Consider the following 20,268-nt stretch of genomic DNA (forward strand, 5'->3'; position numbering starts at 1 on the left):
GATAGATGTATAAATATAGCCATTAAAAATCAACACGTTAACTAATAACAAAACGATTTATGGCGATGAAGTGGCGACATGTTTTCATGTCGCCACTTTTGTTTTTGGGTATGTACTACCACGTAATAAACATAAATCAGCTAACCTCGCACCTCCAATGACCTAACAAACTACTAGATTTCAGTAGAATGTCTTTTTAGTCGTAGATTTTACTTTTACGGTATCGATATGATTTTCCAAGATGTATAACTTTAACTATTCACTCAATCGCCTTTGCTTGCTGCGTTTGGACAGGTCGATCAGATAGCCATACTGATCGACCTTTTTTTGATACAAGCGATACAATTAGTTAGTCGGTTTAGGCATATCCCTTTTTACATGCTTATCAAGAACAAACCGTTCGCCATTAAACTCTATGCACGGGTAAGGAAATGGGAATAGAACTTCTTTTTGGCAGTATGTGCATTTGTGTGGCCACATCGCATTTCTTTGGTTATCGCTCACGCGATAGACTCCACGCTGGCAATCGTCACATTTAAATTCTACTAGTTCGACATTCGCAGGCTTTCTCGTTTGCATCACGAAAACCCCATTTATCTAATTCAACTTACCGATATGGTAACGCACTTCTACTAGCGATCATTGCTTTGTTATTTTGAAAAAATATATTCCGTCACAAAACGACGCTCAAACCCCGTGATTATTGGGATTCGACACACAAACACGCGATCATTAAAAGCTACAACAGATCTTTAAAATAGCTACGAAAATTAAAACAAACACTAAATATCAACAACTTAATGGATTGCACCAGATCTTTTCTGATCGTTGTTTTTTCAATATTGCGCAATTCTTTGCACTTTTTGAAATTCACTCACGGCGCTTCACGCGCTCTTTTAAGCGGCCTTTTGCTTTTCTAAGCCCCAGTGTCTATAAGGGTTGCAGGGCTGGTCTGCGCTTGATGCAGCCCTGCCAGATTTCACAATATGGAATTTCGATAAAAAACATGCCGAAAACCGCGCAGGTGGGGAGGATGAGTGCGGATTCCGTCACCTGGGTGCTCTCTTTCGTGACTACCTAGCTGCAGGTATGCACGTGACAGTTCACTAACGTTTAGACAAAAAGAAACGCAGCCGATTGGCTGCGCATTGCTGTGAGGCATTTAGAGTTAGAATTTAGTGATAGGAGTAAGTCTGTTTTTTAGTCCGGTGCTACTTTCACCGTGTCCGGTAAACGCTGCCGCTTTAATTGGTGCGCTTGTTGGTGCTTGTGTCTCTGGACTCTTGTGAGTATGTGCCGCACATGTATCGGATAGGTCGGTTACGACTTGCATCAACTCCCCTAGCAAGTTGAGTACATTCTCACTTTCTGAGCCCAACCACGTTTTAGGCGAACGGTAATCTTGTTCTGTGCTGGCACGAACTTCTCTTAACTTACAGTGCAGTTGAGCAAGTTTGTCGGTGATGCTGCGAAAGTTACCAGTTTGGTCAACGTGGTGGTAAACACCTGGTCTTTGTTGGTATCGACTTTCACCAGCTTTGATTGCTGGCAGTTTCCAGCCTAGACCCAGAACTGTTCGAATGAATGGTTTATCTGGTTCACCATTAACAAAACCAATTTCAGCTATTGCGCCAATTGCTGGCGGTTCTAATCGCCCTGCTTGTTCACCAATACCTGGTACTGGTAAAGGTACAGCTTGCATTACCGGCACATCTTTACGTTCGACCAACTTACTATCAAGCAATTGAATATCTGCTGCATAACGAGGATAGAAACGCTCAGACAAATCACCCTCTTTCGGTAGCTCTGGTAATGCAACGACTTTGGCAAGCTGAGGCAAATGCCAGTTTCCTGTTAGTTCTGGGAATAGCCGGTAGACGATACGCTTAATTGTTTTTACGTCCATGTTATGACTGTCTCCGTTCCAACATGTTCAACGGTGGCAAGCTTACGACCATTCACGATCACACCTGGCTTAAAGTGTGGTGTGCAAGGAACCGTTGCCATCTTTTGGGCTTGGTGTGGATTTAGCATGTTGGCAGGGATAGTCGCTGGCTTGTCTGCCCAGTAACTATCAGCCCAACTTCCTACAAATATTTGTCCATTCCCTTGCTGCTGCCAGATGTAATCAGAAATACTAAAAGCCTGTGCTATCTCATCGAGCACCCGATAGCCATTACCTGTCGAATAGAAACAAGGGATAGCACTATTGGCATAAGATCTATCAGGGACCACAAACTGCAGCCCTGTTTGTTGAGTGATATTACTAAGCAACTGAACAAGCGTTGGATGTCGCATGATGACATTCAATGGATGATAAAGCGCAGCGGCCAGCTCTCTGCAGAAGATAACAACGTAACCTGGTTTATCTGGTGAAACCCTTTCAACAAATCCAGTCAGTACACGCCTAATGTTATTACCCCAACCCAATTCGATAGCAACCTGCTGCATTGGGTTAGCTTCACCTTGAATCGTTATCTTTGCTCTACCTGGTGCATTATCAGAAAATGTCAGCCTATGTTGGCTGACTTTTCTTGGCTCACTGCCAACATAGCATTGAATGGTAAACTCTGGTGTATTCATGCCAGTGCCTTATCCATTGATTGCAGATACCCCATTACACCTGTCATTTCCACTTCGGTATTCGGTGGAGTATTTACCGAAGCCGTTGGTGGTGTAGTTGGTGTTTCTACCCCTGCAGCCTTTTGCTGTACCGCAGGTTTTGGGTCTTCTCTGCTTTCGGTTCGTTCTGCCACACTCATATGTTCAACAAGTTCAAAGCTGATTAGCCACTGACGTAACTGGGCATCTTCTTGCGCTGTGATAGTGCCTTGGAACTTTACCTGGCTAACTTTTAGGGCATTCGCTGTGCGGTTGTCGATACGGTAGATCACTCGCGCACCGTCAAGCTTTGCGCCAGCAAGTGTGTAGAGTTGGTTTAGCGTAGTTGCTTTGTCATATGGCAAAGTCCCAGTTACAGCCAGAACTTTGCCTTTATCCCCTGTTTCGGCTTGGTCAGTCGATGCAGAGTTGCCGGACATATCTTGTCCGGCTAGTTGTTGTCTTGCTGTGACCTTTAAGCCTTTAAGGGGAATTCGAACTGCTGAGAGTGATAGCATTTAAGCCACCTCTGCCAGAGTCGGCCAAGGATGTTCGGCTTGTATTAGCTCGACTGCTGCATCGGCTTGTTGTCTGAATGCTGCGGCTTCATCAACCAAACCTTTAGACTCTTTGCGCCACGCTTCCATGTATAGGGGGTCACTAACTTCGCGGTAAGCAGCACGACGAGCACTATCAACCTGATCATATTCGGCAATGTATTTATTGCTCTGGTTTGTTACCCAAGCACCACTAATCCACTCATCAAAATCAGTTATTGGTTTGTCTGTTGTGAATCCTTCTTTTATTGGTCCTAAATCAGAGACTACACTCAACACTGTACAATTCGATTCATCATAAATCGTTGTGCCACGATGGTCTTCGATGTATTTAGATTTAATAGCCTGACCTGAGTTATCTAAAACAGCTACAACAGCAAAACCTTGCTTTGGAGGTAAAGGTTCTGATTGAAGTGCGTCTCTCGGTATGTGGTACATACCACCACGATATTCAGCCTTAACAGGGACAAGAACTTCGTTAGTTTGTTTATCTATTGGATAGTAATACTTAACGTCTTTACTCACACATCCTCCTTAAATTGCAATTGCCATTGGACGAGCTACGTTTCGTGAACGTGATGTACCCATCCAAAGGGCTAAATTCGCATTATCTAATCGGCTATTACTTGTTCCTGTTGCCCAGTTAATTAAATCCACATTCATAGCAACATCACTGAGATCGGCGGGTTCCCATCCCAACGCTTCACGATGTATATTGATGTTTTGAATACTGGTATTTGCAGTATCAGCATCATCATTACCCGCAATCACTGTACCTTTCTGAGCGGTATTGATTTGGCGGTTTGCATCCACGCCACGACCTTGGTCAAGCACACGTAAGAACTCGGCACGAATCTCACCTGTATTGATATAAGACACACCATCACGGTTAAACACTAGCGATGGATAACGACGAGCTAAACGCCAATAAACAAGCGAAGGCAAATCAACGTTGATTTCCATCACTGCCCATTCTGGTGCAGAAGTATCCAACCAGTAAAACGGCATACCTATCTGATCACCTGTATACGGCACCCAATAAAACGGCTTGGTGTTGTCTGACCAACCGACATGACGATTAGTCTCCAGTAACGGCGACTTACCTGCTAATGACTCAACATTAGAATACCATTGCCAGTAGCTCAACTCGCCCGTAGCTTGGTCTTTGGTGTAGCAAATCTCACCAGTCGTATAAACTCGCTCTGAGTCATAAGGCAGGAACTGAGAAAGCATTTCATGCTCAGCCAAACCACCCTTAACACGTAAATCCACTATTGAGCCATCAGCCTCAATCCGTGCTAGTTTCGCCACATAATGAGGTCGGTTCTCGCTATCGGTGTAATCCACTAAGTCATCAGTGGTCGCAACGATTTTGAATAGGTTTTCATGCTGAGAAAGTGCGGTACCATCACGGTAAACATCAACCCATAAAGTTGTTGGTTTGCTGTCTACCGTTTGCACCGTCGAAAGTGCGTTTTGAATGCGTAGACCACCGACATAAGCGACACCTGGTACAATCAAATATTTGGTTTGGTCGACTTCATGGAGTGTTACGTCAAAACCATCAACGAACGCAGTATGACCATAGTTATCTAAGCAAGATAAGCGGTGGTCTTCGTCCATTCCTTTCAATCGGGCTTGGTAGTCTATTTGCCAAGTTGCCGCATCAATTGTCACATTCGCCGCGGCTGCTGCTCCATCGAACTGCATTAGCATCGACTTAGTTAACGCCATGCCTGTTTCTTTGGTTTCGGTAGCTTTGTAAACCACCATGCCGCAGCTTTTCGGCACGTTCTTGTCACGCAGAAACATAGCGTTAAAAGTGAATGGCGCGGTACTACCTGAGAGCACCACGGAATAGACAACCGCATTGCTGCCGGATTTTCCAATTTGGTCTAAATCTTGTTGAAACACCCATTGCTCTAATGGTGGCAGTGAAATGGTACGGTCAATCGGTTGAGACAAATCAAGATCAGGAATCATCGCAAAAATGATTTCATTGAGATCAGTAGGCTGCTTCAACGAAACCTTGTTTTGCAGGTACTGTTCAAACTCTAACGGGATAGCCGTTTGGCTCATGGTTAACGCTCCCTTTTATTTTTGTCAGTTCAGGCGCGTCATTGACGCGGTGAAAATCTGTTGGTTGTGTTCGATGCGTTTTTCTCGCACCGACACGGTGGATTCATCATTGGCTTTTGCAACATGAAGGTTGAACCTGTGACCAAACGCTGCAGCGATCATCTTCAACGTTACCGGATAGGTCACATTGAACTGATAACGTCGACACGTGCGACCGTATTGTCGAATCATGGCATTCATTAACCAGTTCTTTTGGGCTAAGTCGCTGTCAGCGGTTTCAATGGTGACAACATCCCACTGTTCTTGGTCTTCACGTTCATGGATGTCTACCCAGTCGACGCCTAACTTGCCAAACATGTTTTTAAAGCCGGCTGTCTCACCGCCATGACGGGCAAACGAATAAGCATTGGCGACACGAATACGAAAAATCATTTCGTCTTCACGTTCTAATGGCTCGATGTCTCGTTCCCAAGCCATCAGGCGAACAATGCCAATTGGCGCAGTAAGTGGGTCATGCTTTTTGAGTGGCATTCGCAATGCTTCGTCCACTCTTGACCAGTAGTTACGCAGTGCGTTGGCAAACTTTGCCAGCTCACCTCTACCCATCCAGTACTTGAATTTAATTGGTGGTAGTTGCATAGCTACTCCTGCATATTTATTGTCAACGTCGACAAGCGAGGGATTTTCAAGCTACTCACTATGTCTTCTTGTTCAAACTTCAATGACTCAATGCCCTCAAGCAAGCCATGTAGTTCCCCTTCTAAGCGTGAAAAGCTAAAGCGACCAATTGGATTCGTCGGCGTGACTTTGTAATCACTGTTTTTACGGAATGCCGCTTTCACTACATTCTCAATGTCTGTTTTTAACGTCCCACGCTCTTGCTCTGTTAACTTGGCTTTCGGCCAGACTTTGACACTAATAGCGTGTTGGGTTTCAGGCATCGCTTTCACCAACAAGTCATCACCATGGCCATGCAAGCCACTGGTTGTCACTTCGTGGTTTAAATCGTCGATCAGCTCTTGTGATGGATTACCCGTATCTAACAAGATCAGTGCGTTTGCAGTACCTGGTCCACGTGGTGCGTTATGTTCAAAATAGATATTGTCGTCTTGAATACCTGCTTTCTTCATCAGCAAGGAACGGTAAGCCGCATCAATATGCCATTTAGCAACGGCACTCCACTGGTTACGCACACGCAAGCGAAGTTCGTCTTCGTTTTCATCATCTGCGCCAGCTTCTATCAACCATTCGTCTTCATTGGTCGCGGCGGCAATACCCGAAATAGCAACGGGGATCACATGGTAGTAACCACCGCCCAAGTTATAAGAAGCGCCTTCGTGTTCGGCTTCGACGGTTGCTGAAACGGTGGTTTCGTTCTCTGGCATCGTCGTGTCTTCAAGCACTTTCACTCGATAAATGGTGCCGTTAATCGGTTCAGTTTGAACCCACGTGTCTTTAGGGATAATCAGTGCCGGACCTTGCAAAGCAGCACGTTGAAAAACAATGCTACCTTTCGCCTTGGTTTTAGCTTTTGGCTCGATGTCCACTTCCCAAGCCTTGAGTTTCAAAGACTCACCGAACGCAGTGGCTAGAAACGTATTGGGCAACACGTATTTGACCAACAGGTTTTCAACCAGCCACACAGTAGCCACTATCACGGCTTGCTCTATCATTCGCCAAAAAGGAGAAAATCGGCTGTCGTTGTTAATCACGCTACCTGCTTTTTCCATCTCTTCTTTGAGCACCTTGCGCCAGCTCTCTGAATCAGTTGGAATGCCTGACTCTTTTAAAATTTCTTCATAATCTGGCTGTGGAATATTTGCCATTAGCTATCAACCTCTATTTCAATGCCACCAAAATCACTTGTTGTTGCGAAAATCCAGATTTTGCCTAGTTCCGGCTCTTCCATTCGGACGGTACCTGGTACCAAACGAACCTCTTCTTCAACTAAGAGCTCTATTTGCTTTTTGATATCACTGCGAGCATCACGAGACTTTTCACCGATCAAAGCCACGGCCAAACCGCTCTCGATAATGGCGTGTTTAATATCTTGGGCGATCACGGCTCGGTCTTGAATCATCACTGGATTTCGACCAGCATCTAAAACGACATCACCGTTTTCTATGAGCATATCTTGATACAGGTAATCTTTACTCATGGCGCGGCCATCTCTAATTCATTAGCCATATCTTGAGGGCTATTCATGTACGTTGGATAAATGCTCACACCGCCGTAATTCGTCGAACGTCCTTGGTTATAAGTCGACATCTGACGTGCAACCCCACCTTGTTGAACTCTCGCTTTTGGTGTGGCTTGCTGAACTGCATTAATCGTTTGACCAGGTGCTTCGTCATCACCGAGACCTGGTATCCAACTGATCACAGTGTCAAAGCTTTCTCCAATCCAACCGAACAGGTTTTCAAATACCGCTTTCACTTCGTCAACAATGGCAAATAAGCCATCAAAACCCGATAAGTCAGTAAAGCCACTTGTTACCCACTTCCAACCGCCATAGATTGCGGCGAATAAGGCTCGAATAGGCGCAGTAATCGCAGTTAAAACTTGGAACCATGCGGTGTCGCCAAAGCTCGCTTTAAGATCATCCCAGTAGTACATGAGCCCGACTACGCCAGCTATCGCAGCAGGTATCCAAAACAAAGGATTCATTGCAACAGCAGCAGCAAATTTAAGGGCGGTCATTGCTGTTGCCAAAAACGCCTTTCCGATTGTAGAAAGTGCTATTGCAGCAGTAGAGTAGAAGGCACTGGCTGCCGTCATCGCTATATTCAATATCCACTGAGTCGCCACTGCTACTTTTGCTCGTATATTGAACATTCGAATATACATATTCATAGCTAGCAACGGACCTCTAAGCATCGTCAGCGTTTTGCCTAGAAAACCAAATGAAAAAGTAATTGTTTTAACTAAACCACTTCCAAGCGTTACGGTCGCCCATAGCATTTTGAATGCACCTGTCATAATGGTTAGCACTCCTCCCACTGCAACTAGGCCAAAGAAACCAAGAGTCAAATAACCAACCCATCGAGTAATATTTGGGAACAGGTTCGTCCATCTAATTAGCTCTCCAGCACCGTCAACTAATGATGAGATCACTGGCATTAGCGATGGTAGTAGAGCTGTACCAAAAGCTGCTCGAATTGCAAAGACACCTTGCTCCATACGTTCCCATTGGTCTGTCATGTCTGCCGCCATCTGAGTTGCAGCATCAAGCCCTTTCACATTTCCCAATGCGTCCATACCCGCACTAAACTCACCCATACGCCCAACCAAGTTCGTAAGCATAAGCGCTCCGTCGCCCAAGCCTGCTTCATCAAGTAGGGTTCGCGCTTCGGTACCCGACAAGCCATCCAGCAACGGTGCTATGTTCTCCAACACTTGTTGCATCGGAAGCAGTTGCCCGTTCATGTCCGTCAATGACACGCCCAGCTTGTCTTGCGCACCCACGGCATTTTCTAAGAAGTTGGTGTATTGGGTGACGGCATCACCCTCACTCATTTGGCCTTTGAGCATACCGAACACAGCGAACTGCTCAGAAAGGCCAACGCCCATAGTGGACGTGAGCGAGTGCATACCATCCACCATCCCCTCAATCGCACCCATTTCAATGCCATAAAGCTGTTTCGCAGTGGCAGTCATGCCAGCAATTTGCGCGGTCCATGTATCCACACCCATGGCATCAGCTTGCGTCTTATAGTTGCCATACAGGTTTTTCATGAATCGCGTAGTGCTTTCTGCGTCTGACTTCATCGCCATAGAAAGCGTTGCGCTTGAATGGGTCACGCTTGCCATTACATCAGCAGGCATATTGCCCATAGCAAGGCGCACACCTTCAGCATGGCGAACCACATCCACCGAACTTTTGCCGAATTCAGCACTGAACTCGAATGCGGTTTGCGTGATGGCTTTCAGTGCATCATCTGCCACACCAAGCGCTTTCACTTCACCTAGTGCTCTGTCCATCTCAATGGCCGGCATTAATGCTTGTTGCAGCGTAATACCCACACCAGCTACGCCAGCAGCACCCGCCACCATAGTGTGAGTGCCGTCTCGGTAGGAAGAAGCCATGCTATTAAACTCACGCTGAATATTACCCAGCGGTTTACTAATCTGGTCTATCAATCCAACTGTGTAGCGTAGTGGTTCTGGTAGAGACATTCGTTATCCTGCAAAAGCTTTCGCTGTTCCGTTCGCATTGGAAATCGCGGTGTTATCCCAGTGTTGTTTCTCTAACCAAACTGCTTGAGCCAAGCTCATTTCTGTATCTGGTTCGTGGGGTAACCATTTCCTTCGTAATGCGTACATCTGGAGTAAGTCGCTTGATTCAAGCGACTTAACCAGTTCTTCTATTTTTTTACTGAGATCGCCACCTTCGGCGCATACTCACCAACTAACGCCCCTGCAACCTGGATCATTGCGCCAGCATTGTCTTCATCAAGCTTGCGTAATAATTCTTTCCCTTCATCGCCTTGCGCTGACTGCATCACAAAGTTATGCGCTGAATCAGTCATGTCGCCACGAGCCATCGCACCGATATATTCGCCATAAAGCTCTGGAGTTGGTGCAAACTGAATATCTGAACCTGCAATAGTTAGAACGATAGTTTTCTTACTCATGTGATTTTCTCTCTATCTAATTTCGTTTCTAGACGGTCAAACCGTCCGTTAATGGATTTTTTAAGGTCGTCCACGGCTTCTCTAAGCTCGTGTTTCGTTGCGTATTTTTCCGCGTTATCCGCTCTCATCCTTTCGATAGCAATTTCATTTTGATGAGTGCGCTGCATTAGGCTGTTTGCTGTGCTATTGGATTTCTCTGCACGTGCGTACACAAAGCCAATCAGAGTCAGTAGAAAAGCAGCCACTGCCAACCACACGCGCAAATCTTCCATTTAGCCTCCTTGCATAACGGCTTGCTTTAAGCTTCCGATAAACCCTGCAGGTTTAGTTCCCTGAGCGACTTGCTTATCTTGGCTTCGCTTATGGATGCTGATACCTAACACGGCCAGAGCAACGCTAAACAAAGGAGTAAGAGCCACGACACTATTCACAACACTAGCGGCTTGCTCTGGGTGGAAAACAAGCGCAAATGCCAAACCAAAGAACAGCAGGGACCAAGCCAAACACATCGCATAGCCAAACGTTGGTCGCCAACGTCGAACATAGGCGTCATTGCTGGCTAACTCTGCTTGCTGGGTTGCTGCTTGAGTGGTAATCGCCAACTTGCGTTCTTCACTTTCAATTTTTGAATGACTCAAAGCCAGCTCTTGCAGTTTGATACGCTCATCACTTTCAAGTCGCTTGAGCTTTAGCAGTGCATCAGGATTAGTTCGCAATTCTTGCTCGATAGCTTCTGGCGTATTTTCTACGCCTAAAGTACTCGCAACCATCGCACCTACGGCACCACCTGCAGGACCACCGATCACAGTGCCAATCATTGGTGCTGCAGTTGCAATTAATGATTTAACGCTTTCCCACATAGCTCAGTCCTTAACGATGGTTAAAACCGCTGGTTGACCATCAAGTTCGTGCATCAATGCTTCAAATGCTGCCTTTGAATTGACTACTGCCCATTCATTGCCAACAAAACCAAAATCAACACCTGGTGCTAAACAGCCTTGAAGTTGGCTCGGTGTGTTCGCTTTATGGATCAAGATATGCGTTCTTAAACTCGGCCCCTGACGAGTTACGCCCAGTTCGCCAGCTTCTAGCGCATAGCAATCACCAAACTTAGGCGATTTGTGAGGAAGAATTTGGTAAGAACCCTCTGGCACACAAGATTTACCTGGCAGATTATTTCGCCAACCACGTTCGGCGATCACACACACTTGGCTTCCATCTTCGCGGTGAAGCGTTCCAAAAGTGCCGTCTTGAAAGTAACGGCGTTTCAATACAAATCGTTTCAACGTTTTGCCCTCTTCTCTAGAAGTTCTTGGCACACTACACAGGTGCAACAATGAGGTAGATACTTTCGGCGTGCGGCTGGGATTTCCTCACCGCATTCAACGCAATGTGTTTCGCCGTTTGGGTGCTGCGCTTTCGCTTTGGCACTGGCTGCCAATTGCTTGGCCAGTGCCATTTCCGTTTGTTTGGCTTCGATACCGCTTGCATGATCAAATAAGTCCGGCATCTACCACCTACCCAATAATGTCGGCGGTTTCTTCTGGACGTAGATAAGGCACACCATTGATATGAACAAAATCAGGATCAGTCACATCAAACGGAATCTTATGGACCAGCGCACTGCCACCGTTACTATCTGCGTCAATCAAGTCAGAGATTTTCAACTTGATGCCAAACATCTCTACTTTGAGCTCGTCACGCTCCGTTTTGCCGTAGCCCATCGCATCAAATGGCTTTAGACCACGGAAAGAACCTGATCGAGCTGCCGCTTTCATCAGCAAATTAAATTGGCTTGTGACTAACTCCAATTCGCCTGAAGCTTCTACATCACCTTCCACGTAACCATCAGGAACACCATCTGTTTTGGTCACCGCGCTGTTATCGGTAATAGAAAGCGTCCATTTCTGTGCGCTAATTTTTAGGTCTTCCAAGCGGAATTTGAGATTCTTACCGGAAATACGCATGCTTATGCCTCCTGATCGGCTGGGTTAGACAGGTCTAACGCAACATTGACCACAATGTGCTTAGGACAGTTATGCGGCTGCACCATTAAACCGATCACCACTTTTGATTTTGTCATCCATTGGATAGTCACATCGCCATCACGTGGCGGCATGATTTCACCTGGGAATTGAATGTCACCTAGCTGAATACCTTTGCTCATCTGGCGCATGTCTTTGGAGAAATACTGTTTATTGTTCTCGATAGACTCAGGAGTAGAGTTGAGGATTTTGTCACCGATGCGACGAATCGCTTTCACGCGAACGCGGCGATTAAGTTTGTGTACTGGGCGTACATATTCAAGGTATTGGTAATCACCACCTTTCGCTTCGAGCGTCGTGGCATCAGTCCAGTAAATACCTTCGTAGTCGGCATACCATTGCGGTACTGAATAGCGAGCGGTAGCAAGTGCTTCAACGGTGGACATTTCAAGATCTTTACCAGCACTGTCTTTTGGTGCATCACCTAAACCCAATACATTACCTGTTGCTACGCGCATTGGTGTATCCGCTACCGTGACACTGCGATCACACAGGCGACCAGCAAGCACACCGATGTTATTGCCATGAAGTTGCGGCACTGGTACCACCATATTCGCAGCAACATCTTTCACCAGTGTCAGCATTGCCGTTTCGTATTCCGACCATGTTTGATTTTCTGAATCGATACCAGGTACTGCAGCCAAGATGAACACCCAACGGCCTAGTTTGCTCACTAGTTCGTTATGTTTTGCCATCATGTCATCAAAAGCGGCTTTGTCGGTGGTTTTATCTACCAGCACAATACCTTCGAACGAATCTGTTTTGTTGGCTTCATTAACTACACCAGTCCAAAGTTCTGGAGCGGTTAAGCCATAGATAGCAGCTGTCCAGTTTTGCTTACCGTTGAGTTGAGCGGCAATCACATTCGCCCCTAACTCATCATCTGCGACAACACCTGATAGGTCGGACATTGCAGAAACACGGGTGACTTTGCCTTGTAGTTCTGCTTTTGACGTAACGCCAATGAAAAGCAGATGACGTTCAATTTCGGGGATACCGCCTTGCCCCAAGTTCAAGTTATTGACTTCTACCTTTCCGGTTGCCATCAGTTCTATCCTCTTTTCGCCTAGCCTTGCTTGGCTTTCTCGATGTTGCGTAACAGTCGTTTGGTAACTAATTCTTTTCGGGTTCCAATCAACTCACGTTCTGGTGTTTCGATCGTCCAGCTCTGTTTCCCTTTCGGACTACCTGAACGCATCATGCGGATAATTAGCCCGGCTTGACCTAACGTCAGTCGTTTTTGAATATTGCGTTTACTCAGGCGATTAAATCCGCCATCTTTTCGCCTGATTTTGTAACCTAACCGGCGCAGTGCATGGGCTTGCTCATCTGTGGCTTGCGCCTCGTAATCAGGCTGCCCAAACCTTTTGTTCTGGCTTTTTATATGCAGCCTAGCGGTGACCGTTTCTGTCATGCCTTGTTGATGAACAGCGGCTTTTTTTGCCTGTATCCGGTTTTTCCATGTTAAGTCGAGCTCCTTTGCTCCGTTCTTAACGTAGGGTTCCATCCCGTTGGCAAAGCTCATTAGAACTGCACCTTCACCTTTCTTTCGCTTGTCATACGCTTTGTTTTTAGTGTTTTTCTGACGCTTAATGCGGCTTCGGGTGTTGCGTATTTCCCAGCGACCTAAATCTTTCAGAATCCAAAATCGTTTCTTTGGTGGCAGCATCAACGCTTCAAGTGCTTTTCTGGCACTGATTGCATCATTGGCGTTAAGCGTTATCGTTGGCTGCATTCGTAATTTCGCCTTCTTCTGCTATCCAAATTTCTACTGGATTCACTCGATAAGTCTGGCTATTCCAAAGCACCAATCCTTTCGGGTCGAGTATCAACTCGATGGGTTCTTCAAAGGCGATTTTTATCAATACATCCGCACTTTCTTCGTTGTTCACATCGATTTCGATATCAGGATTGCCAAGCTCTTCATTTTCGTCCCTTTCAGGATCAAATTCTGAAATCCAACAAGCCACCAAAGCGAATAAAGTACTTGGGTCCAGTTTGTTATGAGGGAAGTTCTCGATCAGTATCCCTGCTTGGTAAAACCAGTTAGCAATTCGATAACCGCCATTGCCTCTGTCTTCACCATTTACTATCAACTCACCGCCAGCTTGAGTGGCGTGAATCTTTTTCGCGTGGACGTTGCCTTTAAGTTGCTGACATAGGTATTTGTGTAAGGCTTGTAATTTGGTTTGCATCAGATCAAATCCACCTTGTTGGCACTTCTACCAAGCAGCAAACTAATGTCCCGTTTTGCTTGAGCTCTAAATCGGTCAGCCTGTTTAAAATCGTCTTCGGCTGTATTTTCCGCCGCATCTCTGCGGTCTTGAGTTGCAAACTCTGGCAATAAGTCAGCATGAGCGGTTCCATACACCGCACGTTTGTAAACGGATGCTTTACGCGTATCAAAATCAGGTGCTTCACTGCCGACCAACAACTCATCCAGTTCACCTTGCACGTACAAGCTAGCGGCTTGCAGTGCAGTAATAATTGAGCTTTCATCGAACAGCGAAGGTATACGTCTCATCAGGCGAAACTCACTGGTTTTCAACACAGGCCAGCCACCGAACTCGATGTCTGTATTTGCATTTTCTTCGACGTATCCACCAAAGCTCATCACTGTTCCTTACTTGAATAAGTGCGCCTCTAGCCACTGGGTCGACGGTATCGAGTTAGCCTATTGGCTTCTCTTACCTCACCAGCCGAGGCGCGGTGGCGTAGGAGTCTTTAGAGATTCTTGCCGTCTTTAATGGCACGAATACGTTGTTCAATTTTCTTGATTTGGGTACCCACACCCACTTTGCAGTGCTTGTTGTGAGCGTGTTGAAGCAGGGCCAATGCCTTTTCCAACGTTTCCAAATTGCCGATCGCTGTTGCTTGTGGTTGGCCTTCTTCGTTTCGAATCAGGTACAAACCCGCAAACTTGTACCACTTTGCGTGGACCTTCTCGTGTAAGCGCCAGTCTTTCTCGACTTTCTCAAACACTTGGGAGAAGTAAGGCTCAATTGAGTTGCCACGTTCCGATTCACTTTCGGCCCATTCCAAGACCTGATCAGCGCAGAATGTCGGCCAGTCACGGCGAAAATTCTCTGGTGTTGGCAAGTCTCGTTCGATTGCCTTCATGCACCAATCAATAGCGGTATCCAGCTCTTTAATATCGAATAGCCAGATCACCAAGTTGGTAAAAATTGGGTTTTCGAACTGTTCACCGTTTTCTAAATAACTTTGAACATACGGCTTGTATTTCGGAACTAAGACATTGCGCTTATGCTCGACACGATCAGCAATCGCATTGAAAGAGCGCAAGTGCTTGCGGTCTTCTTCGAAGCCAATCAGCTTGATATGTAGGCTGTCGGTATCAACCGCAGGACTAACATTAAAAGCTTTCTGTTCTCTTGCTGCTTTCTTCGCAAGGTTGTCTCTCATGCCAGGAGATAAACGCATAGTCATTTATCCTTATGCCGCAGGTGTTGCACCGAAATGCACTTTCGCTTCATTGAAGCTTGCGTAACCTTCGTGATCACCTACTGCATAACCTTCATTACGTAGGTATGAGTTTTCATGCTGCTTGCGGTCTTCTACATGCTCAGACTTACGGTGACGCGTGTTTTTCTGCGTATAAACATGCAAGTTTTTCAGCGTCGTGACTGTCATTCGCATACCAGGGAAGAACGGTGGCGACATCGCACGACGACCAGCAATTGAGTTTGGCAATTGTTGCGCAGCCTTCTTCTCTGTTGGCGTTGTTGCTGCGTCATATAAACGCGCCTGTTCGAATGAAAGAAGATCAGCACCAACCAACACAATTAGATTCGGGTCGCTTCGTAACGCAGGATGAATCTTGGTGTTAATTAGATCAGATGCCATTGCATCTAAGTTGGTGTAATCACCACCGCCATCAGGATCTAGATAAATGTCTACATCAATGATTTGGTCTGGTGATTTTTCTTTCACTAGTTGTTGCCAGCCTTTGTTAACGTCTTCACCGTTAGGGTTATTCGTTGGGTTCGTTGTTTCCGCTACCGAAGTACCGTTAAAGCCAACACGAATAATGTCTTGCGCGAAATTCAGCGTTGCGTTTTCGTTTAGACGCTTCATGAACTCGCCAGGCTTACCTGAGTTAGCCCAAACGCTTAATAAATCCCACGTAACAACAGCACATGAGTCGGTTTCAACTAAGGTGTAGGTATTGCCATCAACACCGCTTGATGTTGTATGACGCCCACCTTTTTTACGGCCTGTATGTAACTTGTTGGTACCAACATCAACAACTTGCCCTGAAATCTGGTCTACATCTTCAACCGTGATCAGTTTGAGGAAATCAACCGATTCCATCAGCTTGTTTTTTAATGCTGTTTCAACTGGGCCCGAAATAGCGAATTGCTTACTCACATCAGGACGAGAAAATACTTCACACTGTTTCGCGCAGTATTCTTCCAGTAATGCACGAGCGGTTTGAGTTAATTGCATTTACTATTGCTCCTTATGCAAAATGGCTTGTATCTTCCGCCGCACCTTCGCCTTGAGGCTCTTGACCAGGTACTTCTTTCGAAAGGGCGTTGAACTTAGTTTCAAGGCCAGAAACTTTTTCCATTAGTGGTGCAATAGCCGTATTTAGCGCAGTCGAGAACTGCTCTACTATTGCACCTTCCGGTTTAACTTCTCGTTCTGGCTCAGGTTCTTGCTTACTAAACTCTTGCTTGAGCTCTTCTTTCAGCTCGGTTTTCAGCTCACCTTTAAAAGTACTAAATTGCTTTTTCAGTGCAGCTTGTAGTTGTTCTTCGGTCACTTCCGTTTCCTCTGGTTCTGGCTGTTCAATTGGTGTTTCTGGCAGTTCCCCACCAGATTGGAAATAGTTTGCGATGGTCGCAAATGCTTGCGCTAACGGATTGACAGAGTAAAACTCGCTAAGGTCTATTTGCTCCAATGAATCAGTTTCAATCTCTTGAGTTTCACCCGCTTGGCGAGAGAACTTAAGGCGAGTCGTGCCTGTTGAGGCTGGGGAGTCAGTCACAGCAAGGCCAATCAGGTAAGCTCGCCCCGTCCCTTGGAAGTCTGGGTGCAGCTCGATAGAGGTATAGAGCTTCTGACCTTTTTTGTTAGCGGAAAGTAATAGCTCATTAGGCGTGATTTTCGCGAGTAATCGCAATTTACCTGCACGTTTTTCGGCTTTAACTTCCGGCACTTCACCCCAGTTATTACCTTCGAATACGTTCCAATGAGAGCGGGAGTGTTCAGGCCAAATTAGTGCGGCATAAAGTGCAGGTGAATATGACTCACCCATCTCTTTAATTTGCACTGCGCTAATTTGGCGACCGTCTACGGTAGCGCCTTCAGATGCAACAATATTCCAATCACTGGTTTTGCTCATGCTGTCGTTTGCCTAGTTAATTACGTCAAATGAATCTTGGTCACGGCAAACAATACGCCTTTGACTGACTGCTTTCAGCCACTTCAATTCCTAGTAATTCGGATTTTGGCTAGATCCGAATTCTTCCGAATTTTGCTTAGCCATTTGCGAGTTTTCAGGGCGTATGATGCAGCTATGGCATATTCAGACGAAATAAAAGAGGCCGCGAAAAAGCTTTATTTACGCGGGGTACCTCCAAAGGAAATAGCGGCGCAACTTAACCTAAATAGCGACCGCATCATCTATACCTGGGCGGAGAAATTCGGCTGGGCTTTGTTGTTGAATGAACTTTCTGTTGAGGAAATGATTAACCGCCGATTGGCCGTGTTAATTGATAAAGATGAGAAAAGCGATCAGCAACTTAAAGAGATGGACAAGCTTATAGACCATCACGTTAAGTTGCTAAAAACTCATGCCGATGCAAAAGCCAAAGCTGAACGTATGCTTTCGCAAGGCAGCTCTAAATCGAACACTACCGAGCCGTCCAATCAAAGCCGTGGTGGTAGTGGCAACAGTAAGAAAAAAGGCAAAGGCAAAAATAACATCGAGCACCTTTGTGAAGATGATTTTGTCGATTGGCATGAATCGCTGTTCAAATATCAGCATGTCATGCGTAACAATATAAAGCAGCGTATTCGCAACATCTTAAAATCACGCCAAATTGGTGCGACTTACTATTTCAGCGGTGAAGCCTTAGAAGACGCAATTCTAACGGGCGATAACCAAATATTCCTTTCAGCCTCTCGCGCTCAAGCCGAAGTTTTCCGCAGCTACATTATCGCAATTGGTAAAGAGTTCTTAGGCATCGAGTTAACCGGCAACCCGATCATTCTTTCTAACGGTGCCGAACTACGCTTTTTATCAACCAACAGCAAAACAGCCCAGAGTTACCACGGCCATGTTTATGTCGATGAATATTTCTGGATACCCAAATTTGACGAACTGAACAAACTTGCTTCGGCAATGGCGACGCACAAGAAGTGGCGCAAAACTTACTTTTCTACGCCATCATCGAAGATGCACCAGGCTTACCCATTTTGGACAGGCGACCAATGGCGTAAAGGCAAAGAATCTCGGGAAAAAATCGAGTTCCCAACCTTTGAAGAGTTTCGAGACGGTGGACGACTCTGCGACGATAAACAGTGGCGTTATGTTGTCACCATTGAAGATGCCGCCAACGGTGGTTGTGACCTATTCGACATTGACGAACTGCGCGAAGAATACAGCCTAGACGACTTCAACAACCTGTTCATGTGCGTGTTTGTTGATGGGTCTCTGTCTGTATTCAAGTTTTCAGACCTTGAAAAAGGCATGGTGGATGCCGCTCACTGGCAAGACTTCAAGCCAAATAACAAACGACCTTTTGCCCATCGAGAAGTTTGGTTGGGTTACGACCCAAGCCGAACCCGAGACAACGCATGTTTGGTGGTGGTGGCCCCACCTGTCGTCGCAGGTGAACGGTTCCGCGTACTAGAAAAGCACTATTGGAAGGGGCTCAACTTTCAATATCACGTTTCAGAAATCGAAAAAGTCTTTAAGCGCTACAAGGTCACTTATATCGGTGTCGATACCACAGGCATTGGCGGTGGTGTTTGGGATTTGATTTCGAAGAAATACCCACGTGAAGCTCACGCAATCCACTACAGCAACGAAAACAAAAACCGTTTAGTGATGAAGATGATCGACATCGTAGAAGCCAAACGACTTCAATTTGATGCCGAACATAAAGACATTGCTATGGCGTTTATGGCGATTAAACGAGTACCGACGGCCAGCGGTAACGCCATGACATTCAAAGCAGAGCGCAACCAAACCACAGGCCATGCCGATGCGTTCTGGGCTATTTCTCACGCCATTATTAATGAGCCGTTAGACCACGCAACTCCAACTAAATCAACTTGGGCAACCGCAGCATGACCGCGCAAATAGAAACTTTAGTCAAACAAGAAGAACGATCACCAGAGTCGGTCTACCACATCGACTCAGCACCCGAAGCCATCGACTCAAATAGTTGGATGACTTCATACTCAGATTTGTTTTACAACGACACCGACAACTACTGGGAACCACCCATTTCACGCACTGGATTAGCCGATATTGCCAGAGCCAACGCTTATCACGGCTCTTTGTTGATTGCTCGGGCCAACTATGTAGCAGGAAGATTTCAACAAGGTGGTTCTACTCGCCGCAGACACATTCAAGCCTTTTGCCGCGATTACTTCACCTTTGGTGATGCCGCTTTCTTAAAAATCCGCGATGGCTTCAAACGCGTAGTGCGTTTACATCCGTTACCAGGCATGTACTTACGTAAACGAAAAAATGGCAACTTCGTTATTCTTGAGCGAGACAACCAGCAACGAGAATACCGCAAAGAAGATGTAATCTTCTTGCCTCAGTACGATCCACAACAGCAAATTTATGGGTTGGCTGATTACTTGGGAAGCATTCAGAGCAGCTTGCTTAATAAAGACGCCACACTATTTCGCCGCCGCTATTACAAGAACGGTGCGCACATGGGCTTTATCTTTTACGCGACAGACCCTAGCTTGAGCCCAGAAGACGAAGATATGATGAAAAAAACCATAGCCAGCTCGAAGGGCGTGGGTAACTTCCGCAGCATGTTTGTGAACATCCCGAACGGTAAAGAAAAAGGTATTCAATTAATTCCTGTGGGTGACATTGCCACTAAAGATGAGTTTGAGCGAATCAAGAACATCACGGCGCAAGACATTCTTGTAGGCCATCGCTTCCCTGTAGGTAAAGCAGGGATTATCCCGCAGGGCACCACCAGTTTGGGCGACCCTACCAAGATTGGTAACGAGTACGCCAAAGATGAAATCATTCCAGTATGTGAACTAATTATGGATGAAGTAAACAGTGACCCCGAGATCCCAAAACGGCTCTATTTAAAGTTTGACACCGACACGGGAACAATTGCATAAAGC

25 protein-coding genes are annotated in these 20,268 nt (G+C 46.0%); 2 read left to right on the plus strand and 23 right to left on the minus strand.

The annotated features are described in order from the left end of the window. Positions 1 to 1,168: 1,168 nt before the first annotated feature. The 23 genes from RH88_RS04610 to RH88_RS04715 form a co-directional block, all read right to left on the minus strand. The gene (locus RH88_RS04610) at positions 1,169 to 1,906 is read right to left on the minus strand and encodes a hypothetical protein (RefSeq protein WP_005593789.1); all 738 of its coding nucleotides are present in this window, start codon (positions 1,904 to 1,906) and stop codon (positions 1,169 to 1,171) included. Then, complete coding sequence (locus tag RH88_RS04615) at positions 1,897 to 2,583, minus strand: hypothetical protein (protein ID WP_005593791.1); 687 nt, start codon at positions 2,581 to 2,583, stop codon at positions 1,897 to 1,899. Before RH88_RS04615 ends, RH88_RS04610 begins: the two co-directional genes overlap by 10 nt. After that, positions 2,580 to 3,119, minus strand: a complete 540-nt coding sequence (locus RH88_RS04620) for a baseplate complex protein (RefSeq protein ID WP_005593792.1) — start codon at positions 3,117 to 3,119, stop codon at positions 2,580 to 2,582. Before RH88_RS04620 ends, RH88_RS04615 begins: the two co-directional genes overlap by 4 nt. Beyond that, positions 3,120 to 3,683 (minus strand): C2 domain-containing protein, encoded by a 564-nt coding sequence (locus RH88_RS04625; protein WP_005593794.1) that lies wholly within the window; start codon positions 3,681 to 3,683, stop codon positions 3,120 to 3,122. Between the two features lie 9 nt (positions 3,684 to 3,692). Continuing rightward, positions 3,693 to 5,237 carry a phage tail-collar fiber domain-containing protein gene (locus RH88_RS04630; RefSeq protein WP_005593795.1) on the minus strand — a complete coding sequence of 515 codons (1,545 nt, stop codon included), beginning with the start codon at positions 5,235 to 5,237 and terminating at the stop codon, positions 3,693 to 3,695. 24 nt (positions 5,238 to 5,261) lie between these two features. Further along, positions 5,262 to 5,876 carry a phage tail protein gene (locus RH88_RS04635; protein WP_005593797.1) on the minus strand — a complete coding sequence of 205 codons (615 nt, stop codon included), beginning with the start codon at positions 5,874 to 5,876 and terminating at the stop codon, positions 5,262 to 5,264. A gap of 2 nt (positions 5,877 to 5,878) precedes the next feature. Beyond that, a complete protein-coding gene (locus RH88_RS04640) occupies positions 5,879 to 7,063 on the minus strand; it encodes a baseplate J/gp47 family protein (protein ID WP_005593798.1) in 1,185 nt (394 codons plus the stop codon). Continuing rightward, positions 7,063 to 7,395 carry a DUF2590 family protein gene (locus tag RH88_RS04645; RefSeq protein WP_005593799.1) on the minus strand — a complete coding sequence of 111 codons (333 nt, stop codon included), beginning with the start codon at positions 7,393 to 7,395 and terminating at the stop codon, positions 7,063 to 7,065. Before RH88_RS04645 ends, RH88_RS04640 begins: the two co-directional genes overlap by 1 nt. Then, positions 7,392 to 9,413, minus strand: coding sequence for a phage tail tape measure protein (locus tag RH88_RS04650; protein WP_005593800.1), 2,022 nt, complete (start codon positions 9,411 to 9,413; stop codon positions 7,392 to 7,394). Before RH88_RS04650 ends, RH88_RS04645 begins: the two co-directional genes overlap by 4 nt. Positions 9,414 to 9,416: 3 nt before the next feature. Continuing rightward, positions 9,417 to 9,560 carry a DUF6890 family protein gene (locus tag RH88_RS24075; protein ID WP_175443241.1) on the minus strand — a complete coding sequence of 48 codons (144 nt, stop codon included), beginning with the start codon at positions 9,558 to 9,560 and terminating at the stop codon, positions 9,417 to 9,419. A 41-nt stretch (positions 9,561 to 9,601) separates the two neighbouring features. Next, the gene (locus RH88_RS04655) at positions 9,602 to 9,871 is read right to left on the minus strand and encodes a putative phage tail assembly chaperone (RefSeq protein ID WP_005593801.1); all 270 of its coding nucleotides are present in this window, start codon (positions 9,869 to 9,871) and stop codon (positions 9,602 to 9,604) included. Continuing rightward, positions 9,868 to 10,143, minus strand: a complete 276-nt coding sequence (locus RH88_RS04660) for a hypothetical protein (protein ID WP_005593803.1) — start codon at positions 10,141 to 10,143, stop codon at positions 9,868 to 9,870. Before RH88_RS04660 ends, RH88_RS04655 begins: the two co-directional genes overlap by 4 nt. Beyond that, positions 10,144 to 10,731, minus strand: a complete 588-nt coding sequence (locus RH88_RS04665; protein WP_005593805.1) for a 3TM-type holin — start codon at positions 10,729 to 10,731, stop codon at positions 10,144 to 10,146. It lies immediately after the preceding gene. A 3-nt stretch (positions 10,732 to 10,734) separates the two neighbouring features. After that, entirely contained in the window at positions 10,735 to 11,157 is a 423-nt protein-coding gene (locus RH88_RS04670; RefSeq protein WP_005593806.1) for a DUF5675 family protein, read from the minus strand. Next, positions 11,154 to 11,381, minus strand: coding sequence for a TraR/DksA C4-type zinc finger protein (locus tag RH88_RS04675; protein WP_005593808.1), 228 nt, complete (start codon positions 11,379 to 11,381; stop codon positions 11,154 to 11,156). The genes RH88_RS04670 and RH88_RS04675 overlap by 4 nt, the downstream gene beginning before the upstream one ends. 7 nt (positions 11,382 to 11,388) lie before the next feature. Continuing rightward, positions 11,389 to 11,844 (minus strand): phage protein, encoded by a 456-nt coding sequence (locus RH88_RS04680; protein ID WP_081467361.1) that lies wholly within the window; start codon positions 11,842 to 11,844, stop codon positions 11,389 to 11,391. Continuing rightward, positions 11,841 to 12,962 carry a DUF2586 domain-containing protein gene (locus RH88_RS04685; protein ID WP_005593811.1) on the minus strand — a complete coding sequence of 374 codons (1,122 nt, stop codon included), beginning with the start codon at positions 12,960 to 12,962 and terminating at the stop codon, positions 11,841 to 11,843. The genes RH88_RS04680 and RH88_RS04685 overlap by 4 nt, the downstream gene beginning before the upstream one ends. 20 nt (positions 12,963 to 12,982) lie before the next feature. Further along, positions 12,983 to 13,651, minus strand: coding sequence for a hypothetical protein (locus RH88_RS04690; protein WP_005593812.1), 669 nt, complete (start codon positions 13,649 to 13,651; stop codon positions 12,983 to 12,985). Beyond that, positions 13,629 to 14,111, minus strand: a complete 483-nt coding sequence (locus RH88_RS04695; protein ID WP_005593814.1) for a phage tail protein — start codon at positions 14,109 to 14,111, stop codon at positions 13,629 to 13,631. The genes RH88_RS04690 and RH88_RS04695 overlap by 23 nt, the downstream gene beginning before the upstream one ends. Then, entirely contained in the window at positions 14,111 to 14,530 is a 420-nt protein-coding gene (locus RH88_RS04700) for a head completion/stabilization protein (protein WP_005593815.1), read from the minus strand. Before RH88_RS04700 ends, RH88_RS04695 begins: the two co-directional genes overlap by 1 nt. A 110-nt stretch (positions 14,531 to 14,640) precedes the next feature. Beyond that, positions 14,641 to 15,357: a phage terminase small subunit gene (gpM, locus tag RH88_RS04705; RefSeq protein ID WP_005593816.1), complete on the minus strand. Its 717-nt coding sequence runs from the start codon at positions 15,355 to 15,357 to the stop codon at positions 14,641 to 14,643. A 12-nt stretch (positions 15,358 to 15,369) separates the two neighbouring features. Then, on the minus strand, positions 15,370 to 16,383 hold the full coding sequence (locus RH88_RS04710; protein ID WP_005593818.1) for a phage major capsid protein, P2 family: 1,014 nt from the start codon (positions 16,381 to 16,383) through the stop codon (positions 15,370 to 15,372). Positions 16,384 to 16,396: 13 nt separating this feature from the next. Continuing rightward, positions 16,397 to 17,284, minus strand: coding sequence for a GPO family capsid scaffolding protein (locus RH88_RS04715; protein ID WP_005593820.1), 888 nt, complete (start codon positions 17,282 to 17,284; stop codon positions 16,397 to 16,399). 174 nt (positions 17,285 to 17,458) lie between these two features. On the opposite strand from RH88_RS04715, the gene RH88_RS04720 reads away from it, so the two are divergent. After that, positions 17,459 to 19,240: a terminase large subunit domain-containing protein gene (locus tag RH88_RS04720; protein ID WP_005593821.1), complete on the plus strand. Its 1,782-nt coding sequence runs from the start codon at positions 17,459 to 17,461 to the stop codon at positions 19,238 to 19,240. Beyond that, the gene (locus tag RH88_RS04725) at positions 19,237 to 20,265 is read left to right on the plus strand and encodes a phage portal protein (protein WP_005593823.1); all 1,029 of its coding nucleotides are present in this window, start codon (positions 19,237 to 19,239) and stop codon (positions 20,263 to 20,265) included. Before RH88_RS04720 ends, RH88_RS04725 begins: the two co-directional genes overlap by 4 nt. The last annotated feature ends 3 nt before the right edge of the window (positions 20,266 to 20,268 follow it).

It is taken from the genome of Vibrio scophthalmi LMG 19158 (assembly GCF_000222585.1).
Classification (GTDB): Bacteria; Pseudomonadota; Gammaproteobacteria; order Enterobacterales; family Vibrionaceae; genus Vibrio; species Vibrio scophthalmi.

What these genes read in the sequence shown, in the direction of transcription:
- RH88_RS04725 (WP_005593823.1), top strand. Translation starts at nt 19,237, where the DNA reads ATGACCGCGCAAATAGAAACTTTAGTCAAACAAGAAGAACGATCACCA.
- RH88_RS04660 (WP_005593803.1), bottom strand. Translation starts at nt 10,143, where the DNA reads ATGGAAGATTTGCGCGTGTGGTTGGCAGTGGCTGCTTTTCTACTGACT.
- RH88_RS04695 (WP_005593814.1), bottom strand. Translation starts at nt 14,111, where the DNA reads ATGCAAACCAAATTACAAGCCTTACACAAATACCTATGTCAGCAACTT.
- RH88_RS04720 (WP_005593821.1), top strand. Translation starts at nt 17,459, where the DNA reads ATGGCATATTCAGACGAAATAAAAGAGGCCGCGAAAAAGCTTTATTTA.
- RH88_RS04645 (WP_005593799.1), bottom strand. Translation starts at nt 7,395, where the DNA reads ATGAGTAAAGATTACCTGTATCAAGATATGCTCATAGAAAACGGTGAT.
- RH88_RS04700 (WP_005593815.1), bottom strand. Translation starts at nt 14,530, where the DNA reads ATGAGCTTTGGTGGATACGTCGAAGAAAATGCAAATACAGACATCGAG.
- RH88_RS24075 (WP_175443241.1), bottom strand. Translation starts at nt 9,560, where the DNA reads ATGTACGCATTACGAAGGAAATGGTTACCCCACGAACCAGATACAGAA.
- RH88_RS04685 (WP_005593811.1), bottom strand. Translation starts at nt 12,962, where the DNA reads ATGGCAACCGGAAAGGTAGAAGTCAATAACTTGAACTTGGGGCAAGGC.
- RH88_RS04630 (WP_005593795.1), bottom strand. Translation starts at nt 5,237, where the DNA reads ATGAGCCAAACGGCTATCCCGTTAGAGTTTGAACAGTACCTGCAAAAC.
- gpM (WP_005593816.1), bottom strand. Translation starts at nt 15,357, where the DNA reads ATGCGTTTATCTCCTGGCATGAGAGACAACCTTGCGAAGAAAGCAGCA.
- RH88_RS04655 (WP_005593801.1), bottom strand. Translation starts at nt 9,871, where the DNA reads ATGAGTAAGAAAACTATCGTTCTAACTATTGCAGGTTCAGATATTCAG.
- RH88_RS04640 (WP_005593798.1), bottom strand. Translation starts at nt 7,063, where the DNA reads ATGGCAAATATTCCACAGCCAGATTATGAAGAAATTTTAAAAGAGTCA.
- RH88_RS04620 (WP_005593792.1), bottom strand. Translation starts at nt 3,119, where the DNA reads ATGCTATCACTCTCAGCAGTTCGAATTCCCCTTAAAGGCTTAAAGGTC.
- RH88_RS04675 (WP_005593808.1), bottom strand. Translation starts at nt 11,381, where the DNA reads ATGCCGGACTTATTTGATCATGCAAGCGGTATCGAAGCCAAACAAACG.
- RH88_RS04690 (WP_005593812.1), bottom strand. Translation starts at nt 13,651, where the DNA reads ATGCAGCCAACGATAACGCTTAACGCCAATGATGCAATCAGTGCCAGA.
- RH88_RS04650 (WP_005593800.1), bottom strand. Translation starts at nt 9,413, where the DNA reads ATGTCTCTACCAGAACCACTACGCTACACAGTTGGATTGATAGACCAG.
- RH88_RS04610 (WP_005593789.1), bottom strand. Translation starts at nt 1,906, where the DNA reads ATGGACGTAAAAACAATTAAGCGTATCGTCTACCGGCTATTCCCAGAA.
- RH88_RS04615 (WP_005593791.1), bottom strand. Translation starts at nt 2,583, where the DNA reads ATGAATACACCAGAGTTTACCATTCAATGCTATGTTGGCAGTGAGCCA.
- RH88_RS04635 (WP_005593797.1), bottom strand. Translation starts at nt 5,876, where the DNA reads ATGCAACTACCACCAATTAAATTCAAGTACTGGATGGGTAGAGGTGAG.
- RH88_RS04710 (WP_005593818.1), bottom strand. Translation starts at nt 16,383, where the DNA reads ATGCAATTAACTCAAACCGCTCGTGCATTACTGGAAGAATACTGCGCG.
- RH88_RS04715 (WP_005593820.1), bottom strand. Translation starts at nt 17,284, where the DNA reads ATGAGCAAAACCAGTGATTGGAATATTGTTGCATCTGAAGGCGCTACC.
- RH88_RS04665 (WP_005593805.1), bottom strand. Translation starts at nt 10,731, where the DNA reads ATGTGGGAAAGCGTTAAATCATTAATTGCAACTGCAGCACCAATGATT.